Consider the following 20,514-nt stretch of genomic DNA (forward strand, 5'->3'; position numbering starts at 1 on the left):
TCTACAAATGAACCAGATTGACACTCTTTCAGTTAATTCAATCAGAATTTTGTCCGCGGACGCCATTCAGAAGGCAAATTCCGGCCACCCGGGACTGCCGCTGGGCTGCGCAGCCATCGGATATGAGCTGTGGGCAAACCAGATGAATCACAATCCGGCCAATCCAAACTGGGCGAACAGAGACCGTTTTGTCTTGTCGGGAGGACACGGTTCCATGCTGTTATATTCCCTGCTTCATTTATTCGGATACGGAGATCTTTCCAAAGAAGATCTGATGAATTTCAGACAGTTGGGTTCCATGACGCCGGGACATCCGGAGTACGGCCACACGGTCGGCGTCGAGGCGACGACGGGACCGCTGGGAGCCGGAATGGCGATGGCAACGGGTATGGCGATGGCGGAAGCCCACCTGGAATCCGTGTTTAATAAAGAAGAATATCCCGTAGTGGATCATTATACCTATGTGCTGGGCGGAGACGGCTGCATGATGGAGGGGATCTCCTCCGAGGCATTTTCCCTGGCGGGCACACTGGGACTTTCTAAACTGATCGTGATTTATGATTCCAACAATATTTCCATTGAGGGAAATACGGATATTGCATTCCGTGAGAATGTGGAAGAGCGTATGCGCGCGTTCGGCTTCCAGACGATCACGGTGGAGAACGGCAATGACATTGGCGCCATTGGCATGGCGCTTGAGGCGGCGAGAAGAGATACGGAGCGCCCGTCCTTTATTACAGTTAAGACCCAGATCGGCTACGGCTGCCCGGCGAAACAGGGCAAAGCAAGCGCTCATGGGGAGCCGTTAGGGGCTGAAAACGTGAAAGCGCTCCGTGAAACGCTGGGATGGCCTTATGAGGAGCCGTTTTATGTACCTGACGAGGTATATAAACATTTCTCAGAGATCGCAGAGGAAAAGGCGGAGACAGAAGCAGCGTGGAACGTGATGTTTGCTGCATACTGTGAAGAATATCCGGAGATGGAAGAGCTCTGGAACAAGTATCATGACATTCATGCCGCAGAGGCATTAAAAGAAGATGAGCAGTTCTGGAAGAAGCAGGAGAAAGCGGAGGCAACCCGCTCGATTTCCGGAAATATCATTAATTACTTGAAAGATGTGATGCCGAACCTGTTCGGAGGTTCCGCCGATTTGGCTCCGTCCAATAAGACGAATATGTCAGGAGCCGGGGATTTCTCCAAAGAGGACAGGAGCGGACGTAACCTGCACTTCGGCGTCAGGGAACTTGCCATGTCTGCAATCGGCAACGGCATTATGCTGCACGGAGGGCTCAGGGCCTATGTGTCCACTTTCTTCGTGTTCAGTGATTACTGTAAACCAATGGCCCGTCTTTCCGCACTGATGGGAACTCCGCTGACCTACGTCTTCACCCACGACAGTATCGGCGTGGGGGAAGACGGCCCGACCCACGAGCCGGTTGAGCAGATGGCGGCGCTCCGCGCAATGCCGAATTTCCATGTATTCCGTCCGTGTGATGCGACAGAGACACAGGCAGCCTGGTACAGCGCCGTTACCTCGGAGCACACACCGACAGCCCTTGTTCTGACAAGACAGAACCTGGAGCCGATGGCCGGAAGCAGCAAAGAGGCATTAAAGGGCGGATATGTGATTGATGACTGCGAGGGAACACCCGACGCAATCCTGATTGCAACAGGATCCGAGGTGGCCCTGGCCGTTAAAGCCAAAGAGACACTGGCAGCGGAAGGAATCAGGGTCCGTGTCGTATCCATGCCGTGTGTGGATCTGTTCGAAGAGCAGACCGACGAATATAAAGAGTCCGTCCTTCCAAAATCGGTAAGACGCAGAGTAGCGGTGGAGGCCCTCAGCGGCTTCGGATGGGAACGCTACACCGGCCTGGACGGAAAAACTGTGACCATGGACGGCTTCGGAGCAAGCGGCCCGGCGGCACAGCTCTTTGAAAAATTTGGATTTACTGTGGAGAACGTGGCGGCCGCTGTGAAGGAGATTATGTAATTGAAGGTCATATAGAGTGGCTGAAAAGCGTGAGGAGAACCGGTGTTCCGGATCTTCTCACGCTTTATGTGTATCCGCACTTATAGGTATATGAGGATTTAGTTGAGATGCGAGGACGCCTCTGTAAGACGGCGGACGGGGTAGTGGGAGGGTGTGGATGAGTCTTCAGTCCCGGTTTGTAGGTTGTGGTGAGGGGGGAATCCGGAGAAAGACTTTCCTGCGGGGACACGCTCCCGCTTGTGAAGCGCACAGCGGATGCTAAGCTCGAAAGGACCTCGCTAAGCACCGGCGAGCTTCAAGGTCACCCTTCGGAAAGTTTTTCTCCTTCTTCCCCCGGGCAGGTTGTCGACGGGACTGAAGACTCAGGGAAGGTTGTTGCCCCGTCCGCCGGCTTCAGGGCTGATTGTCTCTTTCGTCAAGTAAGGGGGAGGTATTGTCGCGGCCACTATGTAGTCGTGAATCTTTTACCTTATGAAGGTATTCTGGGCTGGATTCAGAGAAAAATCCAAAGCTATATTTAATGATGAATCAAAAAATTCAATGGTTATTCAAGGACAGGTCAGGCGTTAAAACTAAGACTCATCTATTTAATACCAAACCGGCATTCCCCTGGAATTTTAGGAAGCATAGTGGCAGCGACAATACCTCCCCCCCCCTGAAGGAATAAGAACAAATCAGCGGCCGCAGGCCGGGGTTCGGGATGGCGAAAACCATCGCGTCTTCAGTCCCGGTCGATAACCTTCCCGTGGGGAATCCGGGAGAAAAAGATTCCGGAGGGAACCTGGGAGTTCATCGGCACTTACCGAGGTTTTTTCGAGGTTAGTGTCCGTTATGTACTCCAAAGAGCGGGGGCGTTTCCCGAAGGAACTTTTTCTGCCCGGATTCCACACCCGCAACAACCTGCAAGCCGGGACTGAAGACTCACAACCTCCCTCTCACCATCCCGCCCCCCGACCGTCCCGGCGGCGTTCTCATTCCTCAATTAAATCCCTCTCTTGCAATATACCAGCCTATCTCTTATAATGGAAATGAAAAATAAAGGGATTGCAGTATAATCACGCAATCGAGTAATAATAAATGGAACAGACAGAGTTAAGGGAGGCCGTAGCATGAGTAAAAAGTGTATTGGCGTAGACGTAGGCGGAACCACGGTAAAGGTTGGAATGTTCGAACTGGACGGGACACTGGTAAAGAAGTGGGAAGTGCCGACCAGAAAAGAGGAGAATGGAAAATACATCCTTCCCGATGTAGCGGCATCAATCCGGAAGGTTATAAAAGAACAGAGTATTGCCCTGTCCGATGTTGCGGGAGTGGGCCTTGGAATTCCCGGACCGGTCCTTCCGAACGGTTATGTGGAGGTCTGTGTCAATCTGGGCTGGCATGATATGAACCCGCAGGAAATCCTGAGCGGACTTCTGGACGGCATCACGGTAAAGACGGGCAACGACGCCAATGTGGCGGCTCTGGGAGAGATGTGGCAGGGCGGCGGTAAAGGATACTGCGACATCGTCATGGTGACTCTCGGGACAGGCGTCGGCGGGGGCGTTATCATTGATCAGAAGATTATACCCGGAAAACACGGCCTGGCAGGTGAGATTGGCCATATGCGGATCCGGGAGGGAGAGAAGGAACAGTGCAACTGTAAAGGCTATGGCTGCGTCGAGCAGATTGCATCGGCTACCGGCATTGCCAGGGAAGCGAGAAGGATCATGGAGAAGAGCAGCGCGGATTCCGCCATGCGTAAATTTGGGGACCGCATCTCCGCAAAGAATGTAGTGGACTGCGCTAAGGCGGGAGACGCCCTGGCATTGGAAGTGATGGAGACGGTCTGCTATTATCTCGGATGGGCGCTTGCCATCGTGTCGATGACCGTAGATCCGGAAGTGTTCGTCATTGGCGGAGGCGTTTCAAAGGCCGGCACATTCCTGACGGACAAGATCCGCAAGTACTATGAGGAGTATACGCCTATTTCAGAGAACAAGGCCGGAATTGAGCTGGCAACACTGGGTAATGACGCCGGAATCTATGGAGCCGCAAGGCTGATTCTCGACTGATAAAGTTTAAGAACAGGCGGGTCTGAGCATAATAATGGGCGTAAAGAGTTACGGTTTACGCAGAATGTGCCGCATGAGGCATTTTAACCGTAGGGAGGCCGGGAACGGACCGGAGTGATTCAGACAGGAGTGTTATTATGGCGAAGACTTTGTATTATAATGGAACAATTATTACGATGACCGGCAGTGATCCCGTCACGGTGGAAGCCGTGCTGACGGACGGCGGACGGATTCAGGCCGCAGGTTCCCTCGAAGAGGTGAGAGCCATGGCGGAAGAGCCGGTTTTAAAGGATTTGAAGGGAGCAGTAATGCTCCCTGCATTTTTGGATTCTCACAGCCATATTACGGCGATGGCAAAGGTGCTTTCTTATGCGGCGCTTCAGGAGGCCGACAGCTTTGACGGCCTGATTGTGATTCTTAAGAAGTTTAAAGAGGAGCGGAAACCCGGCGCAGGAGACTGGATTATCGGGACAGGCTACGACCACAATAAACTGGCGGAGGGAAGACACCCGGACCGCTTTGTCCTGGACGCGGCATTTCCCGATAACCCAGTGATGATAACCCATGCCAGCGGCCATATGGGAGTTGTAAATACCCTGGCTCTTGAGAAGATGGGAATAACAAAGGACACGAAAGACCCGGAAGGAGGCCGTATCGGCCGGACGGCAGACAGAGCCGGGAACGGGAAAAGCGGGAATGCAGTAACAGGAAATGATGGTACGGATGGTTACGGGGAGCCGGACGGCTATCTGGAAGAGACTGCATTTACCGGTTCTTCTTCCGTAATCCCGGAGCCGGGCATGGAGCAGCTCGCAAGGCAGTTGGAGGCCGCGGAACAGATTTACCTGAGCCATGGAATCACGACGATCCAGGACGGACGCACCCGGAGTGATGAGTGGAAACTCTTAAAATACGCGGCGGAGAATGAGCTGCTGCATGCGGATGTAGTTGCATACGCAGCGCTTAATGACGCCCATGAGCTGACGGAAGAAAACCCTGATTATACCGGTCAATACAACAATCATCTGCGAATCGGCGGCTATAAAATTTTCCTGGACGGATCCCCGCAGGGACGGACTGCCTGGATGAGCAGCCCATATGAGGATGAACCGGAGGGATACTGCGGCTATCCGATTTTTAAGGAGGAAGAGGTTAAGTCATATTTTGAGACGGCGCTTCGGGAGGGGCGGCAGCTTCTGGTGCATTGCAATGGAGACGCAGCGGCGCAGCAGATGATAGAGGCCTGCCGACAGGCGGTCCGGGAGACAGGCGCGGATCCGGGGCAGACCCGGCCGGTCATGATCCATGCACAGATGGTGAGATCCGATCAGCTTGCGCAGATGGCGGAGCTTTCCATTACCGCATCCTTCTTTACGGCCCACACCTGGTACTGGGGAGACGTGCATCTGAAGAATTTTGGGGAAGCGCGGGCTCTTAAAATCAGCCCTGCAAGAACGGCCATCGACGATGGAGTTAATGTGACCTTCCACCAGGATTCACCGGTGATTCAGCCCGGCATGCTCGAGACAATCTGGTGCGCGGTAAACAGAATCAGCTGTGGAGGCCATCCGATGGGAGTGATGGAGCGCGTTACGCCCTATGAGGCCCTGAAAGCGGTGACGGCCAACGCGGCATACCAGTATGGGGAAGAATCGGAAAAAGGCACGATTGAGCCGGGAAAAAAAGCAGATTTCGTCATACTTTCGGCAAACCCGCTTACCGTACCTCCAATGGAGATTAAAAAAATCCGTGTCCTTGAGACAATTAAGAGTGGAAAAATCCTCTATAAAGGGTTATAAAATGGAATTATTCGCGGCCAGGCCATCCCCGAGGGGGTGTCAGACAGGGAAAATAATGAAAAGAAGACGATAAAATGAGGAGACCCCGGAGCCGTTAGGCTGCCGGGGCAATTATGAAAAATCTATGTGCAAAATCACCATAAAAGTAAAGAAAAAATGAAATTTCTTATACTTTTAGTATAAAAATTATATGTGAATAGATTGTGAACAACCTGTTAACAGATTATGAAAGATAAGGATTAAGACGCGTACAAAAGTGTTACTGTTCACTCCGTGCCCGGCAACCCGCTTCGCGAGGCACAGAAACGGCAAAAAACTCCGTTGATTGTAATGAAAAGTCCGCATCGCGCACTTTTCGTTGCGTCGCGCCGCTTAACTCGGGATTTTCACGAAAAACACGTGAAAACACCTCGCGGGACAGCGTGCCCCGCTTTATCGGGTATACATCCGTGTGAACAATAACTCAAAAGTCCTCCGGACAGAAACTTTTTCACTGTTTGAACTGTAAAAAATACAAAAAGGTAGCTGTTCGGTATTCTGCAAATGTGCTATACTGAAAAATACCTGAGAAAAGGTTACCGTTGACACATCTGCCGGACAGCGGCTGTGCTGCGGACAGATTTAAAAAAGAATCAATTTTAAATAAATAAGACAGGACTATCAAAATTAGGAGGCCGCATGACAGTTGATAAAACGAAAAAGACGATAGTAATCGGGCATAAAAATCCTGATACGGATTCAATCTGCTCTGCCATCTGTTACGCGAATTTGAAGCAGATTACGACCGGAGGGGAGTATGTGCCGGGCCGGGCCGGGCACGTCAATTCTGAGACACAGTTTGTACTTGATTATTTCGGTATGGCAGCGCCGAAGGAGACCCTGACGGTCAAAACCCAGGTAAAGGATATAGACATAAGAGAAACAAAAGGCGTGGCAAAGAATATATCCCTGAAAAAAGCATGGAACCTGATGCAGGACGCCGGTGTTGTGACGATTCCGGCCGTTACTGAGGACAATGTGCTGGAGGGGCTGATTACGGTAGGAGACATAACGCGTTCCTACATGAACGTTTACGACAGCAGCATCCTCTCCAAGGCGTGCACCCAGTATACGAATATCATCGAGACCCTGGAAGGGGCAATGCTCATTGGAGATGAAAAGGAATATTTCAAAGAAGGCAAGGTGCTGATTGCCGCCGCCAACCCGGATATGATGGAATACTACATTGAGAAAAATGATCTCGTAATCCTGGGCAACCGGTATGAATCACAGCTTTGCGCGATAGAGATGGAGGCAAGCTGTATCATTGTCTGTGAGGGGGCAGGCGTATCCATGACAATCAAAAAGCTGGCTCAGGAGAGAGGCTGCACCGTGGTTACGACGCCTTACGATACGTATACGGCGGCGCGTCTGATCAACCAGAGCATGCCGATCAGCTTTTTCATGAAGACGGAGAACCTCATCACATTTGATACCGATGATTACATTGACGATATTAAAGAAGTGATGGCGAGCAAACGCCACCGCGATTTCCCGATTCTCGACAAGAACGGCAAGTATAAGGGAATGATATCCCGCCGGAACCTGCTGGGCGCCAGAGGGAAAAATGTAATACTTGTAGATCATAACGAGCGGAGCCAGGCCGTCGACGGTATAGAGAACGCCAATATCCTGGAGATCATCGATCATCACCGGCTCGGTACGGTGGAGACAATGGGACCGGTATTTTTCAGGAACCAGCCGCTGGGCTGCACGGCCACAATCATTTATCAGATGTATAAAGAGGCCGGGGTTACCATTGAGAAAAAAATTGCAGGGCTGCTCTGCAGCGCTATTATTTCCGATACGCTTCTCTTCCGCTCGCCGACCTGTACGCCGGTAGATAAAGATGCGGCTTTGAAGCTTGCAGCGATTGCAGAGATCGATGTGGAACAGCATGCCAATAAGATGTTTGCCGCAGGAAGTAAACTGAAAGGCAAGAGTGACGCGGAAATCTTCTATCAGGATTTCAAGCGCTTTACGGCCGGAAAGATTTCTTTCGGCGTGGGCCAGATTACATCCCTGAATTCCGGAGAACTGGATGAACTGAAAGACCGGATGTTATCGTATATGGACAGGGCCAGGGAAGACGAGAAGGTGGATATGATGTTCTTCATGCTGACCAATATCCTGACGGAGTCCACGGAGCTTATCTGCGATGGACAGGGGGCCGAACAACTGGCTGCCGACGCCTTCCACATCGGCGAGGGGGAAAGGGATACGGAAAGACATATTGTCAGCCTGCCGGGCGTTGTTTCGAGGAAAAAACAGCTTGTGCCGGGCCTGATGGTAGCGACGGAACAATAGCTCAACTGGGAGGAAATGAGGGTATACATTACCCTCATTTTTTGTTATTATAAAAAGCAGGCCAACACTAAGAGGGATATGATAAATGAGGTATAAAAAAGATAACAGAGAAATAAAAAAAGATACGGAAAAACGGGAAAACAGTGGTATCAAAACAAGTAAAAAAGACAGTCTGAATGCCCTGGAAAGTCCCGTATCCCGGAAGGCGCAGTGGAAACCGGGAAATATGGTGTATCCGGTACCTGCCGTTATGGTGACGGTTGCGGATCGGGACGGGGTGAGCAATATTATTACAATCGCCTGGACCGGCACGGTTTGTACCAACCCGCCGATGGCCTATATATCGGTCAGACCGGAACGCCATTCATACGGGATGCTGAAGGAGTCGGGAGAATTTGTCATCAATCTGACGACGGAGAAGCTGGTCCATGCAACCGACTACTGCGGAGTCAAATCGGGACGGGATACGGATAAATGGAAAGATACGGGACTTACCCCCATTCCGGCGCAGGTGGTCGGCGCTCCACTGATTAAGGAGAGCCCCGTCAATATTGAGTGCCGTGTAACGGAGGTAAAGGAACTGGGGTCCCACCATATGTTCCTGGCCGAAGTGGTGGCCGTAGATGTGGATGAGGCCTATCTGGATGAGAAGGGCAAGTTTGAGCTGCACAAAGCGGCGCCGATTGTCTATTCCCACGGAGAATATTATGGACTTTCCAGTCTTCTGGGAACGTTCGGCTACAGCATAAGAAAAAAGATGGTGTCCGTAAAAGACGGAAGAAAAAAGACGGGAGGAAAGCATGGCAGACAACAGGGACGTTAAGGCGGAAACGGAGATAGAAGCGCGCAGCACGGGAAACAACATAACATTGATTGGTATGCCGGCGGCAGGAAAGAGCACGGTTGGAGTGCTTCTCGCCAAGCGCCTCGGTTACTCCTTCATCGACGTGGATATCGTAATTCAGGAAGAAAAGGGAAAACTGCTGAAAGAAATTATTAAAGAACAGGGCCTCGACGGATTTATGGAGGTAGAAAACCAGGTCAATGCGGGACTGAAAGCAAACCGCGCCGTAATCGCCCCCGGAGGAAGTGTCATCTACGGGAAAGAGGCGATGGAAAACCTGAGATCCCTGGGACCGGTCGTGTATCTCAAAATCAGCTATGAGGAACTCCTCAGCAGGCTTGGAGATGTGGTTGACCGCGGGGTTGTCCTGAAGGACGGAATGACGCTCAAAGATCTCTATGAAGAAAGAATTACATATTTTGAGAAGTACGCCGATATCACCATAGATGAGGAAGGGAAGGAATTGGGTTCAGTCGTGGATGAACTCCGTGAAATGATGGAAGAAAGAGGACTGGCACTGGGATAAGAGGATAGAGACCGGTACAGTCAGGGTCAGGAAAGCCGGATCAGTGAAACCGGGCTGATGTGGGCCTTTGGAACAGGCAGGTTTAAAATAACCGGGTCAGATATGGCCGGTTTCAGTACATGGCGGCAGGGGTGCCGCCGTATACGGTGTGAGTGGGATAGGAATACATAAGAATATATATTAAAGAGAGGGAATATACAAATGAACAAACAGAAGTTACGCCACTACTATCTTGAAAAGGACTACAACTGTGCAGAGACGGTGCTTCGTGTAGCAAATGAGGAATACGATCTGGGGCTGAATGAGGATTCATTCCGGCTGGTCAGCGGATTCGGTGGCGGAATGGGCTGCGGAGAGACCTGCGGGGCGCTCAGCAGCGCGATGGCGGTTATCAGCATGTTTCTCGTGGAGGACAGGGCGCATGCCACGGAAGGTTTTAAACAGAAATGTGCGGAGTTCTGCCGGAGCTTTGAGCGGGAACTGGGAAGTACCAAGTGTTCCGTTCTGAAGGACATCTATAGCGTGGAAGAGAGCAGATGCCTGAAGACGGTAGAACTCTCATACAGCCTCCTGGAGAATTTCCTGGTGGGGGAGGGCCTCATCGAGGCAGAGAAAAAAGGCGTTACGGTGAGCCCGGAGGATATTACAAGGGTCAAGGCGCTGGGATTTTTACATAATAAAGGAACCGATTGTTTCAACGGCCGAATTGTCACAAGAAACGGAAAAATAACGGCGGCAGAAAATGCCAAGATAGCGGAGGCGGCAGAAAAATACGGTGACGGACATATCGCGATGACCACACGCCTTACGATGGAGGTAACGGGAATTTCTTATGAGAACATCGAGCCGTTCAGGGAGTGTCTGGCAGAGGTAGGACTGGAGACGGGAGGAACCGGTTCCAAGGTGCGTCCGGTTGTTTCCTGCAAGGGAACGACATGCCAGTACGGACTATGCGATACATTTGCCCTGTCCGATAAGGTTCATAAGAGGTTTTACAAGGGATACCGGGGCGTCAAACTGCCTCATAAGTTCAAAATAGCAATAGGCGGATGTCCAAATAACTGCGTAAAACCGAGTCTGAATGATTTCGGTATCGTAGGCCAGAACGTGCCGGCGGCCGATCCGGAACTTTGCCGCGGCTGCAATACATGTACGGTAGTCGACGCCTGTCCGGTGGGAGCTGCGGTATTGAATGACGGCGGTATCGCGGTACAGGAAGACCAGTGTAACAACTGCGGCCGCTGTGTTGGCGAATGCCCGTTCGGCGCCATGAAATCCTCCTTTGAGGGCTACAAAGCCGTAATTGGGGGAAGATGGGGCAAGAAAATCGCCAAAGGACGCCCGGTGAGAACGGTTTTCAAATCGGAAGACGAAGTGCTTGACGCACTGGAGAAGGCCATCCTTCTGTTCCGGGAACAGGGAAAAACGGGGGAGCGTTTCTCCGATACGATAGAAAGACTCGGATTTGACAACGTGGAAGCACAGCTTCTGGACAACGGACTTCTGGAGCGGAAGGAAGAAATTATCAATGCCCAGGTGCACCTCAAAGGAGGGGCAACCTGTTAATATCCGTATAAGGAACGTATGATATAGCAGACGGTAAAATGTGATGGCGGGCAGCCGCAGATCAGGAAAAGGAGAGAATTGCCATGGGAAGAATTTATCAGGGAATTGAAGAACTTGTAGGCCATACACCGCTTGTCGGTCTGAGAAGACTGGCGGCGCAGGAAGGGGCAAAGGCAGAAATTCTTGCAAAGCTCGAATGCTATAACCCGGCAGGAAGCGCCAAGGACAGAGTGGGGCTTCAGATGATACTGGACGCGGAAGAAGCGGGAATCCTGAAAGAAGGCTCGGTTATCATTGAGCCGACCAGCGGCAACACGGGCGTCGGCCTGGCGGCCGTAGCGGCTGCAAGAGGATACAGAACCATCATCATCATGCCGGACAGCATGAGCATGGAACGCAGGATGCTCCTTACGGCACACGGCGCGGAGCTGATCCTGACGGAGGGAAAGAAAGGAATGCCGGGGGCGATACAGAAAGCCGAGGAACTTCAGAAAACGGTGGAAAACAGCTGGATTGCCGGGCAGTTTGTCAATCCCTCCAACCCGGGGGCGCATTACAGAAGCACGGGCCCGGAGGTTTGGGAAGATACGGACGGAGGTGTGGATATCTTTGTGGCAACGGTGGGAACCGGTGGAACACTTACGGGAACCGGGCGCTACCTGAAGGAGAAAAATCCGTCCATCCATGTGGTTGCCGTGGAGCCGGTGAAATCTCCGGTGCTTTCGGGCGGAGTTCCGGGACCTCATGGAATCCAGGGAATTGGCGCAGGATTTATCCCGGAAATCCTGGATACCGGAATTTACGATGAAATTATGCTGGCCCAGGAAGAGGATGCCTACCGGATGAGCAGGCTGATGTCGGCTAAAGAGGGATTTCTTGTGGGGATTTCTTCCGGCGCAGCCCTCTGGGCGGCCGTAGAACTGGCTAAACGGCCGGAGAATGAAGGCAAGAAAATTGTGGTAGTTCTTCCCGACACCGGAGAACGCTATTTATCGACGGATCTGTTTAAATAATTCGGCGGAAGGGGATTTACAGGATGGAAAAAAACGATATCTGTTATAAGACCTATGTGGAGATATTGGAACGCGAGCTGGTTCCGGCAATGGGATGCACGGAGCCGATTGCCCTTGCCTACTGCAGCGCAAAGGCGAGAGCCGTGCTGGGAGCGCTGCCGGATAAAGTGCTGGTGGAAGTCAGCGGCAATATTGTCAAAAACGTCAAGAGCGTTATTGTGCCCAACTCCGGAGGCCGCCGGGGCATCGAAGCTGCCGCAGCCGCAGGTATCCTTGCGGGCAGGGAAGATCTGGAACTGGAGGTTCTTTCAAAGGTAACAGAAGAGCAGAAAGCTGGTCTGGGAGCCTATATGGAGACGGCCGAAATTACGGTGGAGCCGCTCGACACACCTTATCTTCTGGATATGGCGGTGACCGTGGAGAAAGACGGTTCCACCGCGCGGGTGCGGATCGCACAGGAACATACCAATATTGTGCAGATCAGTAAAAACGGCGAGATTCTCTTTGAGAAGACGGCGGGCGAGGAGGACGAAGAGTACGTTCCCGACTATTCCCTGCTGACCATTGAGAAGATCTATGATTTTGCAGATACTGCGGATCTTCAGGATGTAAAGGCAGTCCTGGACCGTCAGATTGAATATAATACGGCTATCGCGGAAGAGGGCCTGCGCGGGGATTACGGCGCCAACATTGGCCGCGTCCTGATGGAAGAGTACGGAGACCGGATCGAGAACCGGGCCAAAGCCATGGCGGCAGCCGGTTCCGACGCCAGGATGAACGGCTGTGATCTGCCCGTTATCATCAATTCAGGCAGTGGGAACCAGGGAATGACGGCGTCTCTCCCGGTGATTGAGTATGCGAAGGAGCTTCAGAGCGGCAGTGAAAAACTCTACCGCGCCCTTCTGCTGTCCAACCTCGTCACACTGCATCAGAAGACCGGAATCGGCCGTCTGTCCGCCTACTGCGGCGCAGTCAGCGCGGGAGCCGGGGCCGGGGCCGGAATCGCCTATCTGGAAGGCGGCAGCCTGGAGGTCATTGCCCACACGCTGGTCAATGCCCTGGCCATTACATCGGGAATCGTCTGCGACGGGGCCAAGGCATCCTGTGCGGCCAAGATTGCGGTGGCGGTGGACACCGGAATCCTGGGATACAAGATGTTTCAGAGGGGCCAGCAGTTCTACGGCGGAGACGGGCTTGTGGCAAAAGGGGTGGAAAATACCATCCGCAATATCGGCCGCCTTGGCAAAGACGGAATGCGTGAGACGGATAAAGAGATCATAAGAATCATGACAGAGTGTTAAGCTTCCGAATCACGGCCCTGCTAAGCTTTTGTTAAGCTCCTGCGTAAACTATTGCCGTCAGGCTGCATATCCTGTAATATAATGGTGCAGCAACGATATCGCTGCCCAATGCGGCGGCAGATCAAGAAGGAGTGTTATACAGGATGGACGACAGCGCACCAGACGCTGATGCGGAAAATAATAATTTAAATATTGAGCCATAAAGTAAAGGCGCGATCTGCTTTTTAAGAAGCAGATTGTGCCTTTTCGCGCTCAAAATATAAAAATGAAAAGGAGAGATTAAAGTGGGAGAATTACCACAACAACTGATTGTGCAGGCGGCGCTTATCATGTTAAATGCTTTTTTTGCCGCAACGGAGATTGCCGTGATATCATTAAATACGGCAAAATTGAGGAGAATGCAGGAAAACGGCGACAAGACGGCCGGGAGACTGCTTAAGATGGCGGAGGAGCCGGCAGGTTTCCTCTCAACGATACAGATAGGAATCACCCTGGCGGGATTTCTGGGAAGTGCGTTTGCTGCGGAAAACTTCTCGGATATCCTGACGAACTGGATCTACAACGGTCTCGGCTTCAGGGCGCTGCCGGAAAGCGCGCTCGATACGGTTTCCGTTATTGTAATTACCATTATTCTGTCTTATTTTACGCTGATTTTCGGAGAACTGGTGCCCAAACGTATTGCGATGCAGAAACCGTATGAGGTGGCGAAAATCGCCAGCGGGCCCGTGTCGGCCATTGCGTTCGGCATGAAACCGGTAATCGCTTTCCTGGCTTTTTCAACCAACACGACGCTTAAGCTTCTCCGCATGAAGACCGAGGCGCAGGAAGAGCAGGTGACGGAAGACGAGATCCGTATGATGATAGATCTGGGAAAAGAGAACGGAGCCATCGATGAGGAAGAAAAAGAGTGGCTTCAGAATGTATTTGAATTTAACGACACCTCCGTACAGGAGGCCATGACGCGGGAATTTGAGGTGGAATCCCTCTGTATCGACGACACGGAGGAGGAGATTGTGGAGAAAATCCGGGATACCGGTCTGTCCCGCTTCCCCGTATATGATGAAGAAGGCCGCGAGATACTGGGCATTCTCTATTCCAGAGAATACCTTTTAAATATGAGAACTGATAAGAAGCCGTTGAAAGAACTGCTGCATGAGGCATATTTTGTGCCCGAATCCATCCATACAGACCAGTTGTTCCGCGATATGCAGTCAAAAAAGATACATATGGCGATCGTTGTGGATGAGTACGGGGAGGTAGCCGGTATTATCACACTGGAAGACCTTTTAGAGGAAATTGTAGGAAATATTTATGATGAGTTTGATGCGGAGGAGGAGCCTGAGATTGAGCAGGTGGAAGAAAACCTCTGGCGTTTTCCGGGAAGCACGCTGATTAAGGAGGTATCGGAAACGCTTGACGTGGCTCTTCCGGAGCCGGATGATTACGAGACAATAGGCGGTCTGGTCTTAAGCCGCCTGAATACAATTCCGGCCGACGGCACAACCCTGGATGTGGAGGCCGACGGCCTTGGAATCCACGTGGAACAGATTAAAAATATGAGAATTGAAACCGTGCTCGTGAAAAAACTGGAGCAGGAACAGGAGGCGATGAGAAAAAGCGGCTGAGTATAAGCAAACATTTATTATTGTTATAAAATAAAAATAATAGTTGCAAATATGCCGGAAAAGAAATAAAATAGAAAAAGGTGAAATTTTAACAGTATATTAACAGATGAACGGGGTATGCAAAGAGGCAGCACTTGAATATTTGCATACCCTTTTTTTGAAGGTGGTGAGGAGTGAGGATCACATCCGCACCATAGAAAGGCAGTGTATTTATGATCATAATGAAATCTCTGACCAGGGAAAAGAAATTTTTTTTACTGGCTCTGATTCCAGCTTACTTCATTGTTGCAGGACTTTTACTTCAGCCGCTGGATGGAATTCTGGAAGGTGTATATACGATGATACGCGAACCGGATTTCCTGATTACGGACTATATCGCGGTGGGCGGCATCGGGGCGGCGTTTATCAATGCGGGCGCCCTCACATTAATCAGTATTGGATTTATCTACTATCTTGACATGGAGATGGATGGGCACACCATCACATCCAGTTGTCTGATGTTCGGTTTTTCTCTGTTCGGTAAAAATTTGATGAATATCTGGACGATTCTTCTGGGAGTCCTTCTCTACGCCAAATATCATCGGGTCTCGCTTTCCAAATACATATATGTGGGAATCTATGGGACCAGTTTGTCACCGATTATCACGCAGATTATGCATATTGTGGATATGCCGGTTCTCGGCCGCCTCTGCCTGACAGTGGCTGTCGGAATTTCTATCGGCTTTGTACTGCCGCCTTTATCTACCCATGTTCATTATGCCCATAAGGGGTACTCACTTTATAATGTCGGCTTTGCCGCAGGCATCATTGCAACGGTGATTGTATCGGCCCTGAAGTCATTCGGTATTGAGACAAAGGAACGCCTCATCTGGTCGACGGGCAACAACCGCCTTTTTCTGGTTCTCTTAGGAGTCCTGTTCGGAGGAATGATACTGGGCGCTCTCCTGGTGGGAGGGGAAAAGGTGATACAGTCATACTGCAGGATTCTGAAAACCTCGGGGATATCGGGAACCGATTACCTGGCCGATGAGGGCGGGGCCGCGGTCGCCCTGAACATGGGAATCAACGGAATTTTCGCCACTCTGTTTGTGCTGGCGGTGGGAAGCGATCTGAACGGACCCACCATAGGCGGTATTTTTACGATTGTCGGTTTCAGCGCGACGGGAAAACATCTGAGAAACATTTTTCCGATTATGGTGGGCGTCTGTCTGGCCAGCCTGACCCACGCATGGAGCATCAACGCTCCGTCCGCGATGCTGGCGCTGCTCTTTTCCACGACGCTTGCCCCGGTGGCAGGCGAATTCGGAGTCATTGCCGGTCTTCTGGCCGGATTCCTCCACGCATCGGTGGCGATGAACGTCGGCATCGTGTACGGCGGAATGAACCTTTATAACAATGGGTTTGCCGGTGGTATCGTGGCAATCTTCATGGTACCCGTTATCCACTCGATTATGGACAGAAGGGCCAGGGCGGGTAGCGACATTTCCCTGTAACCGGGCCTTGCGCATAGACAGGATTAATGGCGGAAAGCGCGATTTGCACGCTTTTCACCGTCAGTTCAAAACAGAAAAGGAGATATGGAACCGTCATGGCGTTCCATATCTCCTTTTCTGCTGCGAAAGACAGTCTGCATTTACAGATAAATAACGGCAGGCGGGTTAGAAATTAAACCCTGTGACGGAAAGAGAACCGTCCATCCTGTTGATGATGACGTTGTTTTTATTTCCCATCACAATCCCGTTTCCATAGAGCTGCTGTTCCGACGGATCTGCGATTCCGATTTCATGCACCAGATTTCTTGTAAAAACCGAATCCCTGCCCAGAGCGATAAAATCTTCACGGGAGGGGACGGTACATGAACGTCCGTCCTCCATGGTGATTTGAATCGGAAAATCACAGAGATCGGCCAGAGCCGCCAAATCGTGTTCCGAAACGGAATTTTGCACCTTAGTGGCGAACGCGGTAATCTCGGCGGCCGGGGAGCTTTTGAGTTCCTCCGCCTCCATGGATTCCATGAATGCCTGAAGGTCTAAAGAGACCTGGATTTCTTTTCCATCTGTGTTTGTATATGATTCTGTACCGGCGGGCCCTGCAGCCAGAGTGGTGGTTCTGTATCCCGAAACGGTTGCGGCCAGTACTGCGGCTGCGGCAATGCCGGCTGCGATGATTTTTCTTTTCATTTCCATAATACCTCACTTGTATATCTTTCCAAGGGTGAAGTATAGCACTGAACACCGGCCGGCACAAGAGCCAGGAGAATTTATGGCACTTCGCCGAAAAGACGGTGAGATCCTGTGCGTGAAGTCTGAAATATAGCTAAAATGAAAAGGAGGGGAGCGGTAAAAGAATTTACTGCAAATTCCGGCAGAAGTGATATAATAACAATAGGTAAAAACCTTTACTTTTCAGTAAAGGAAGCTGTGAGATGCATCTTAAGTGGGGAGTATTGGTATGATAAATTCTATAAAGCGCTTCAGGCTGTTTATACTGTCACTTGTGCTGGTTCTGGCATTTCCGCTGGCGGCGCCTGCCGGTTCTGATACTTCCGACGGGGAGCAGAAGACGATGAAGGTCGGATATATCAATTATGAGGGATTTATTAAACCCGAGGGCGGCGGTTATTTCAGCGGCTATGGGGTGGCTTTCCTGAGTAAAATATCGCAGTACACCGGATGGAACTATGAGTACGATTATTATACGTGGGAAGACTGCCTGGATGCGCTGCAGAAAGGCGAGATAGACCTGGTCTGCTGTGCCCAGAAGAATCCCGAGAGAGCGGAACTGTTTGAGTTTGCGGGATATCCGATAGGACGGGAGAGCACGTTTGTCTATACGAGAAAAGGCAGCGATGATATCTATTATCAGGATTACGATGCAATGGACGGTACGAAAGCCGCCGTGCTGAAGGGCTCCTATCAGAGCGAAGAGTTTGCCTCCTTTGCCCGGAAGAAGGGATTTTCCTATCAGGAACTGGACTGCAGTACGGTCGATGAGATAACGGACGCAGTTAAAAGCGGTGCCGCGGATCTGGCGGTTCTGGGCAGCCTGTCGAGGCAGACGGATCTGAGGATAGTGGAGAAACTGGACACGGCGCCTTTTTACATTATTACGACAAAGGGAAATACCGCCGTACTGAATGTCCTGAATGACGCCCTCCGCAATATTTATTCAACATCACCTTACATAGTGGAAGAACTGTATTATGAATACTATGGCCATAACAGCACCTCGGAGGAACCTCTGTTAACGAGGGATGAGATGGAATACGTAAAAGAGGGGCAAACCCTTACGGTGGCCTGCATTGACGGCTTTTATCCGCTCTCCTACACCGATCGTGAGACCGGGGAGGCATCCGGAATCCTGCCGGATATTGCAAGAAAGATTGGGGAGATAAGCGGACTCAGGCTTGAGATGGTCCCGGAGCCGGCCGGCAGCCGCCCGGAAATCCTGATGGAGGGACATCATGTCAATATTGTGAACGGAATTCTGTTCAGCCAGGAGAGGATACAGAAAGCGGGCGGGCAGCTTACGGAGAATTTAACCTCACAGCCGGCCCTGGCGGTTGTGAATTCTGGAGTCAATATTTACGAGCTTGACAAGGCGGTGCTGGCGCTTCCATACTCTTATGAGTCCGGCCACAGCCTCATCCCGGAGGAGTTCAGCGGTTTTGACATAATCTTTAAAGAAAATATTGAGGACTGTTTTGCCGCGGTTAAGGATCGGGAGGCCGACATTACGATTCAGAATACCCATGTGGCGAATTACTTCCTCCAGAAAAGGGAATATGCGGGGCTGAAGGTGGCGGCAATGGAGTCTCTGGAAGAGAAAACGTGTATGATGATCTCCGATGATTCAGACCGCAGGCTGATCAGTATTCTGAATAAATCCATCAGCTGCCTGGACGATAATACGATCAACCAGATTATTATGGCGCACACGGTGGCTCACCCGTATCACGAGACACTGACCGACACAATCTACTACTACAGAGTCAGAATTATTATGATTTCCCTTCTTGTTGTGGCCGTTATTGTCCTGCTGGCCCTTATGTACAGCAAACATATGAATATCAGAATGGAACTGAAGGAGAAAGAGACATACCAGATTATAGCCGAGACGGATGAATTGACGGGAATGTACAACCGCAAGGCATTTTACGAAAAGGCAGTCCGATATATGGAGGCCGCCCCTGAGCGGAATCATCAGATCCTTTTCTTTAATGTGGAGAGCTTCAAGGTGATCAACGACCTGTTCGGCGTAGAGACTGGAGACAAGCTTCTCGTTTTCCTGGCGGGCATTATTAAGGAATGGACGGCCCGTCTTGGAGGCGTCTGCTCACGGTTTGAGGCGGATCACTTTGTCGTATGCATTGAAGGGGACGAAGAATCTGCGGAAGAGATCACGGAGAGAATTAGAAAGGAGATAGAGGCGTACCCCATCGACATGGTTGTCGATGTTTCCTGCGGAGTTTATCATGTGCACAGTGTGGACAAGAGCATTAATATTATGTGCGACAGGGCTCATCTGGCGGTGAACAGCGTAAAGGGAAATTATGCACGCCACGTTGCCGTCTATGACGATTCCCACAGGGAGACGCTGATCCATACACAGCTTATCGTGAGCGAGATGAACACGGCCTTGGCGGAAAAGCAGTTTAAGGTCTACCTGCAGCCAAAATACAATATGAACACGGAAAAAATTATCGGAGCCGAGGCGCTGGTCCGCTGGGCGCATCCGGAGAGGGGAATCATACCTCCCTCGGATTTTATTCCTGTATTTGAACACAATGGTTTTATCGGACAGCTCGACACTTACATGTTTGAGGAGACATGCAAACTATTAAGAAAATGGCTGGATGAAGGGAGAGAGGCGGTGCCTGTATCGGTCAATCTCTCCAGAGTTGGTTTTTATAATCCAAAGCTGAGTGATAATCTGTACCGGATTGTTGAAAAGTATCAGGTACCGCTTAATTTAATCGAACTGGAGGTAACGGAATCGGCGTATGTCACCGACTCCAGGACGGTCCATGAACATATTCAGCGGCTCAGGGAACGGGGATTCAAGATTCTGATGGATGATTTCGGAAGCGGCTATTCATCACTTAATATGCTGAAAGAGGCGCCCGTTGATCAGATCAAACTGGACATGAAATTTTTAAGCGCGTCCGATCCGTACGGACGTGCCGAGACAATCCTCCACATGGTGATTGCCATGGGAAAAGCGCTCTCCATACCGGTGCTTGCGGAGGGCGTTGAGACAAAGAGCCAGGTTGAAATGCTCAAAAGTTACTCCTGCTGTCTGGCTCAGGGATATTACTATGCAAGGCCTTTGACGGTAGAAAAATTCGAAGAACTTTTAAGAACCCAGGAGGAACAGCCGGGGACTTAAGCTGCGGTCCGGCCATGCTGCAAAAGGGCGGCAAGGCCGGACTAATACGTTCTTAACAT

The 20,514-nt window shown here is 51.0% G+C and carries 13 protein-coding genes; 12 read left to right on the forward strand and 1 reads right to left on the reverse strand.

The window, feature by feature from the left end; translation table 11 throughout:
- Nucleotides 1-7: 7 nt before the first annotated feature.
- The 11 genes from tkt (at nucleotide 8) to V3C10_00940 (ending at nucleotide 16,560) form a co-directional block, all read left to right on the forward strand.
- Nucleotides 8-1,993, forward strand: coding sequence for a transketolase (tkt, locus tag V3C10_00890; protein ID WVP62415.1), 1,986 nt, complete (start codon nucleotides 8-10; stop codon nucleotides 1,991-1,993).
- 1,109 nt (nucleotides 1,994-3,102) lie between these two features.
- A complete protein-coding gene (locus V3C10_00895) occupies nucleotides 3,103-4,047 on the forward strand; it encodes an ROK family glucokinase (protein ID WVP62416.1) in 945 nt (314 codons plus the stop codon).
- A gap of 137 nt (nucleotides 4,048-4,184) precedes the next feature.
- Nucleotides 4,185-5,846, forward strand: coding sequence for an amidohydrolase (locus V3C10_00900; protein ID WVP62417.1), 1,662 nt, complete (start codon nucleotides 4,185-4,187; stop codon nucleotides 5,844-5,846).
- Nucleotides 5,847-6,524: 678 nt separating this feature from the next.
- Nucleotides 6,525-8,192, forward strand: a complete 1,668-nt coding sequence (locus tag V3C10_00905; protein WVP62418.1) for a putative manganese-dependent inorganic diphosphatase — start codon at nucleotides 6,525-6,527, stop codon at nucleotides 8,190-8,192.
- A gap of 226 nt (nucleotides 8,193-8,418) precedes the next feature.
- On the forward strand, nucleotides 8,419-9,015 hold the full coding sequence (locus V3C10_00910) for a flavin reductase family protein (GenBank protein ID WVP64552.1): 597 nt from the start codon (nucleotides 8,419-8,421) through the stop codon (nucleotides 9,013-9,015).
- The gene (locus V3C10_00915; GenBank protein WVP62419.1) at nucleotides 8,993-9,562 is read left to right on the forward strand and encodes a shikimate kinase; all 570 of its coding nucleotides are present in this window, start codon (nucleotides 8,993-8,995) and stop codon (nucleotides 9,560-9,562) included. The genes V3C10_00910 and V3C10_00915 overlap by 23 nt, the downstream gene beginning before the upstream one ends.
- A gap of 201 nt (nucleotides 9,563-9,763) precedes the next feature.
- Entirely contained in the window at nucleotides 9,764-11,128 is a 1,365-nt protein-coding gene (locus V3C10_00920; GenBank protein WVP62420.1) for a C-GCAxxG-C-C family (seleno)protein, read from the forward strand.
- A gap of 83 nt (nucleotides 11,129-11,211) precedes the next feature.
- The gene (gene cysK / locus V3C10_00925; protein WVP62421.1) at nucleotides 11,212-12,141 is read left to right on the forward strand and encodes a cysteine synthase A; all 930 of its coding nucleotides are present in this window, start codon (nucleotides 11,212-11,214) and stop codon (nucleotides 12,139-12,141) included.
- Nucleotides 12,142-12,164: 23 nt separating this feature from the next.
- Nucleotides 12,165-13,442 (forward strand): L-serine ammonia-lyase, iron-sulfur-dependent, subunit alpha, encoded by a 1,278-nt coding sequence (locus V3C10_00930; protein WVP62422.1) that lies wholly within the window; start codon nucleotides 12,165-12,167, stop codon nucleotides 13,440-13,442.
- A gap of 284 nt (nucleotides 13,443-13,726) precedes the next feature.
- Nucleotides 13,727-15,067 (forward strand): hemolysin family protein, encoded by a 1,341-nt coding sequence (locus V3C10_00935; GenBank protein WVP62423.1) that lies wholly within the window; start codon nucleotides 13,727-13,729, stop codon nucleotides 15,065-15,067.
- A 212-nt stretch (nucleotides 15,068-15,279) separates the two neighbouring features.
- Entirely contained in the window at nucleotides 15,280-16,560 is a 1,281-nt protein-coding gene (locus tag V3C10_00940) for a DUF1576 domain-containing protein (GenBank protein WVP62424.1), read from the forward strand.
- A 165-nt stretch (nucleotides 16,561-16,725) separates the two neighbouring features.
- On the opposite strand, the gene V3C10_00945 is transcribed toward V3C10_00940, so the two are convergent.
- Nucleotides 16,726-17,253 (reverse strand): hypothetical protein, encoded by a 528-nt coding sequence (locus V3C10_00945; GenBank protein ID WVP62425.1) that lies wholly within the window; start codon nucleotides 17,251-17,253, stop codon nucleotides 16,726-16,728.
- Nucleotides 17,254-17,518: 265 nt separating this feature from the next.
- Here V3C10_00945 and V3C10_00950 point away from each other — a divergent pair, with 265 nt between their 5' ends.
- The gene (locus tag V3C10_00950; protein ID WVP62426.1) at nucleotides 17,519-20,455 is read left to right on the forward strand and encodes an EAL domain-containing protein; all 2,937 of its coding nucleotides are present in this window, start codon (nucleotides 17,519-17,521) and stop codon (nucleotides 20,453-20,455) included.
- Nucleotides 20,456-20,514: the final 59 nt, after the last annotated feature.

This window comes from [Clostridium] symbiosum, from assembly GCA_036419695.1.
Lineage (GTDB): Bacteria > Bacillota > Clostridia > Lachnospirales > Lachnospiraceae > Otoolea > Otoolea symbiosa_A.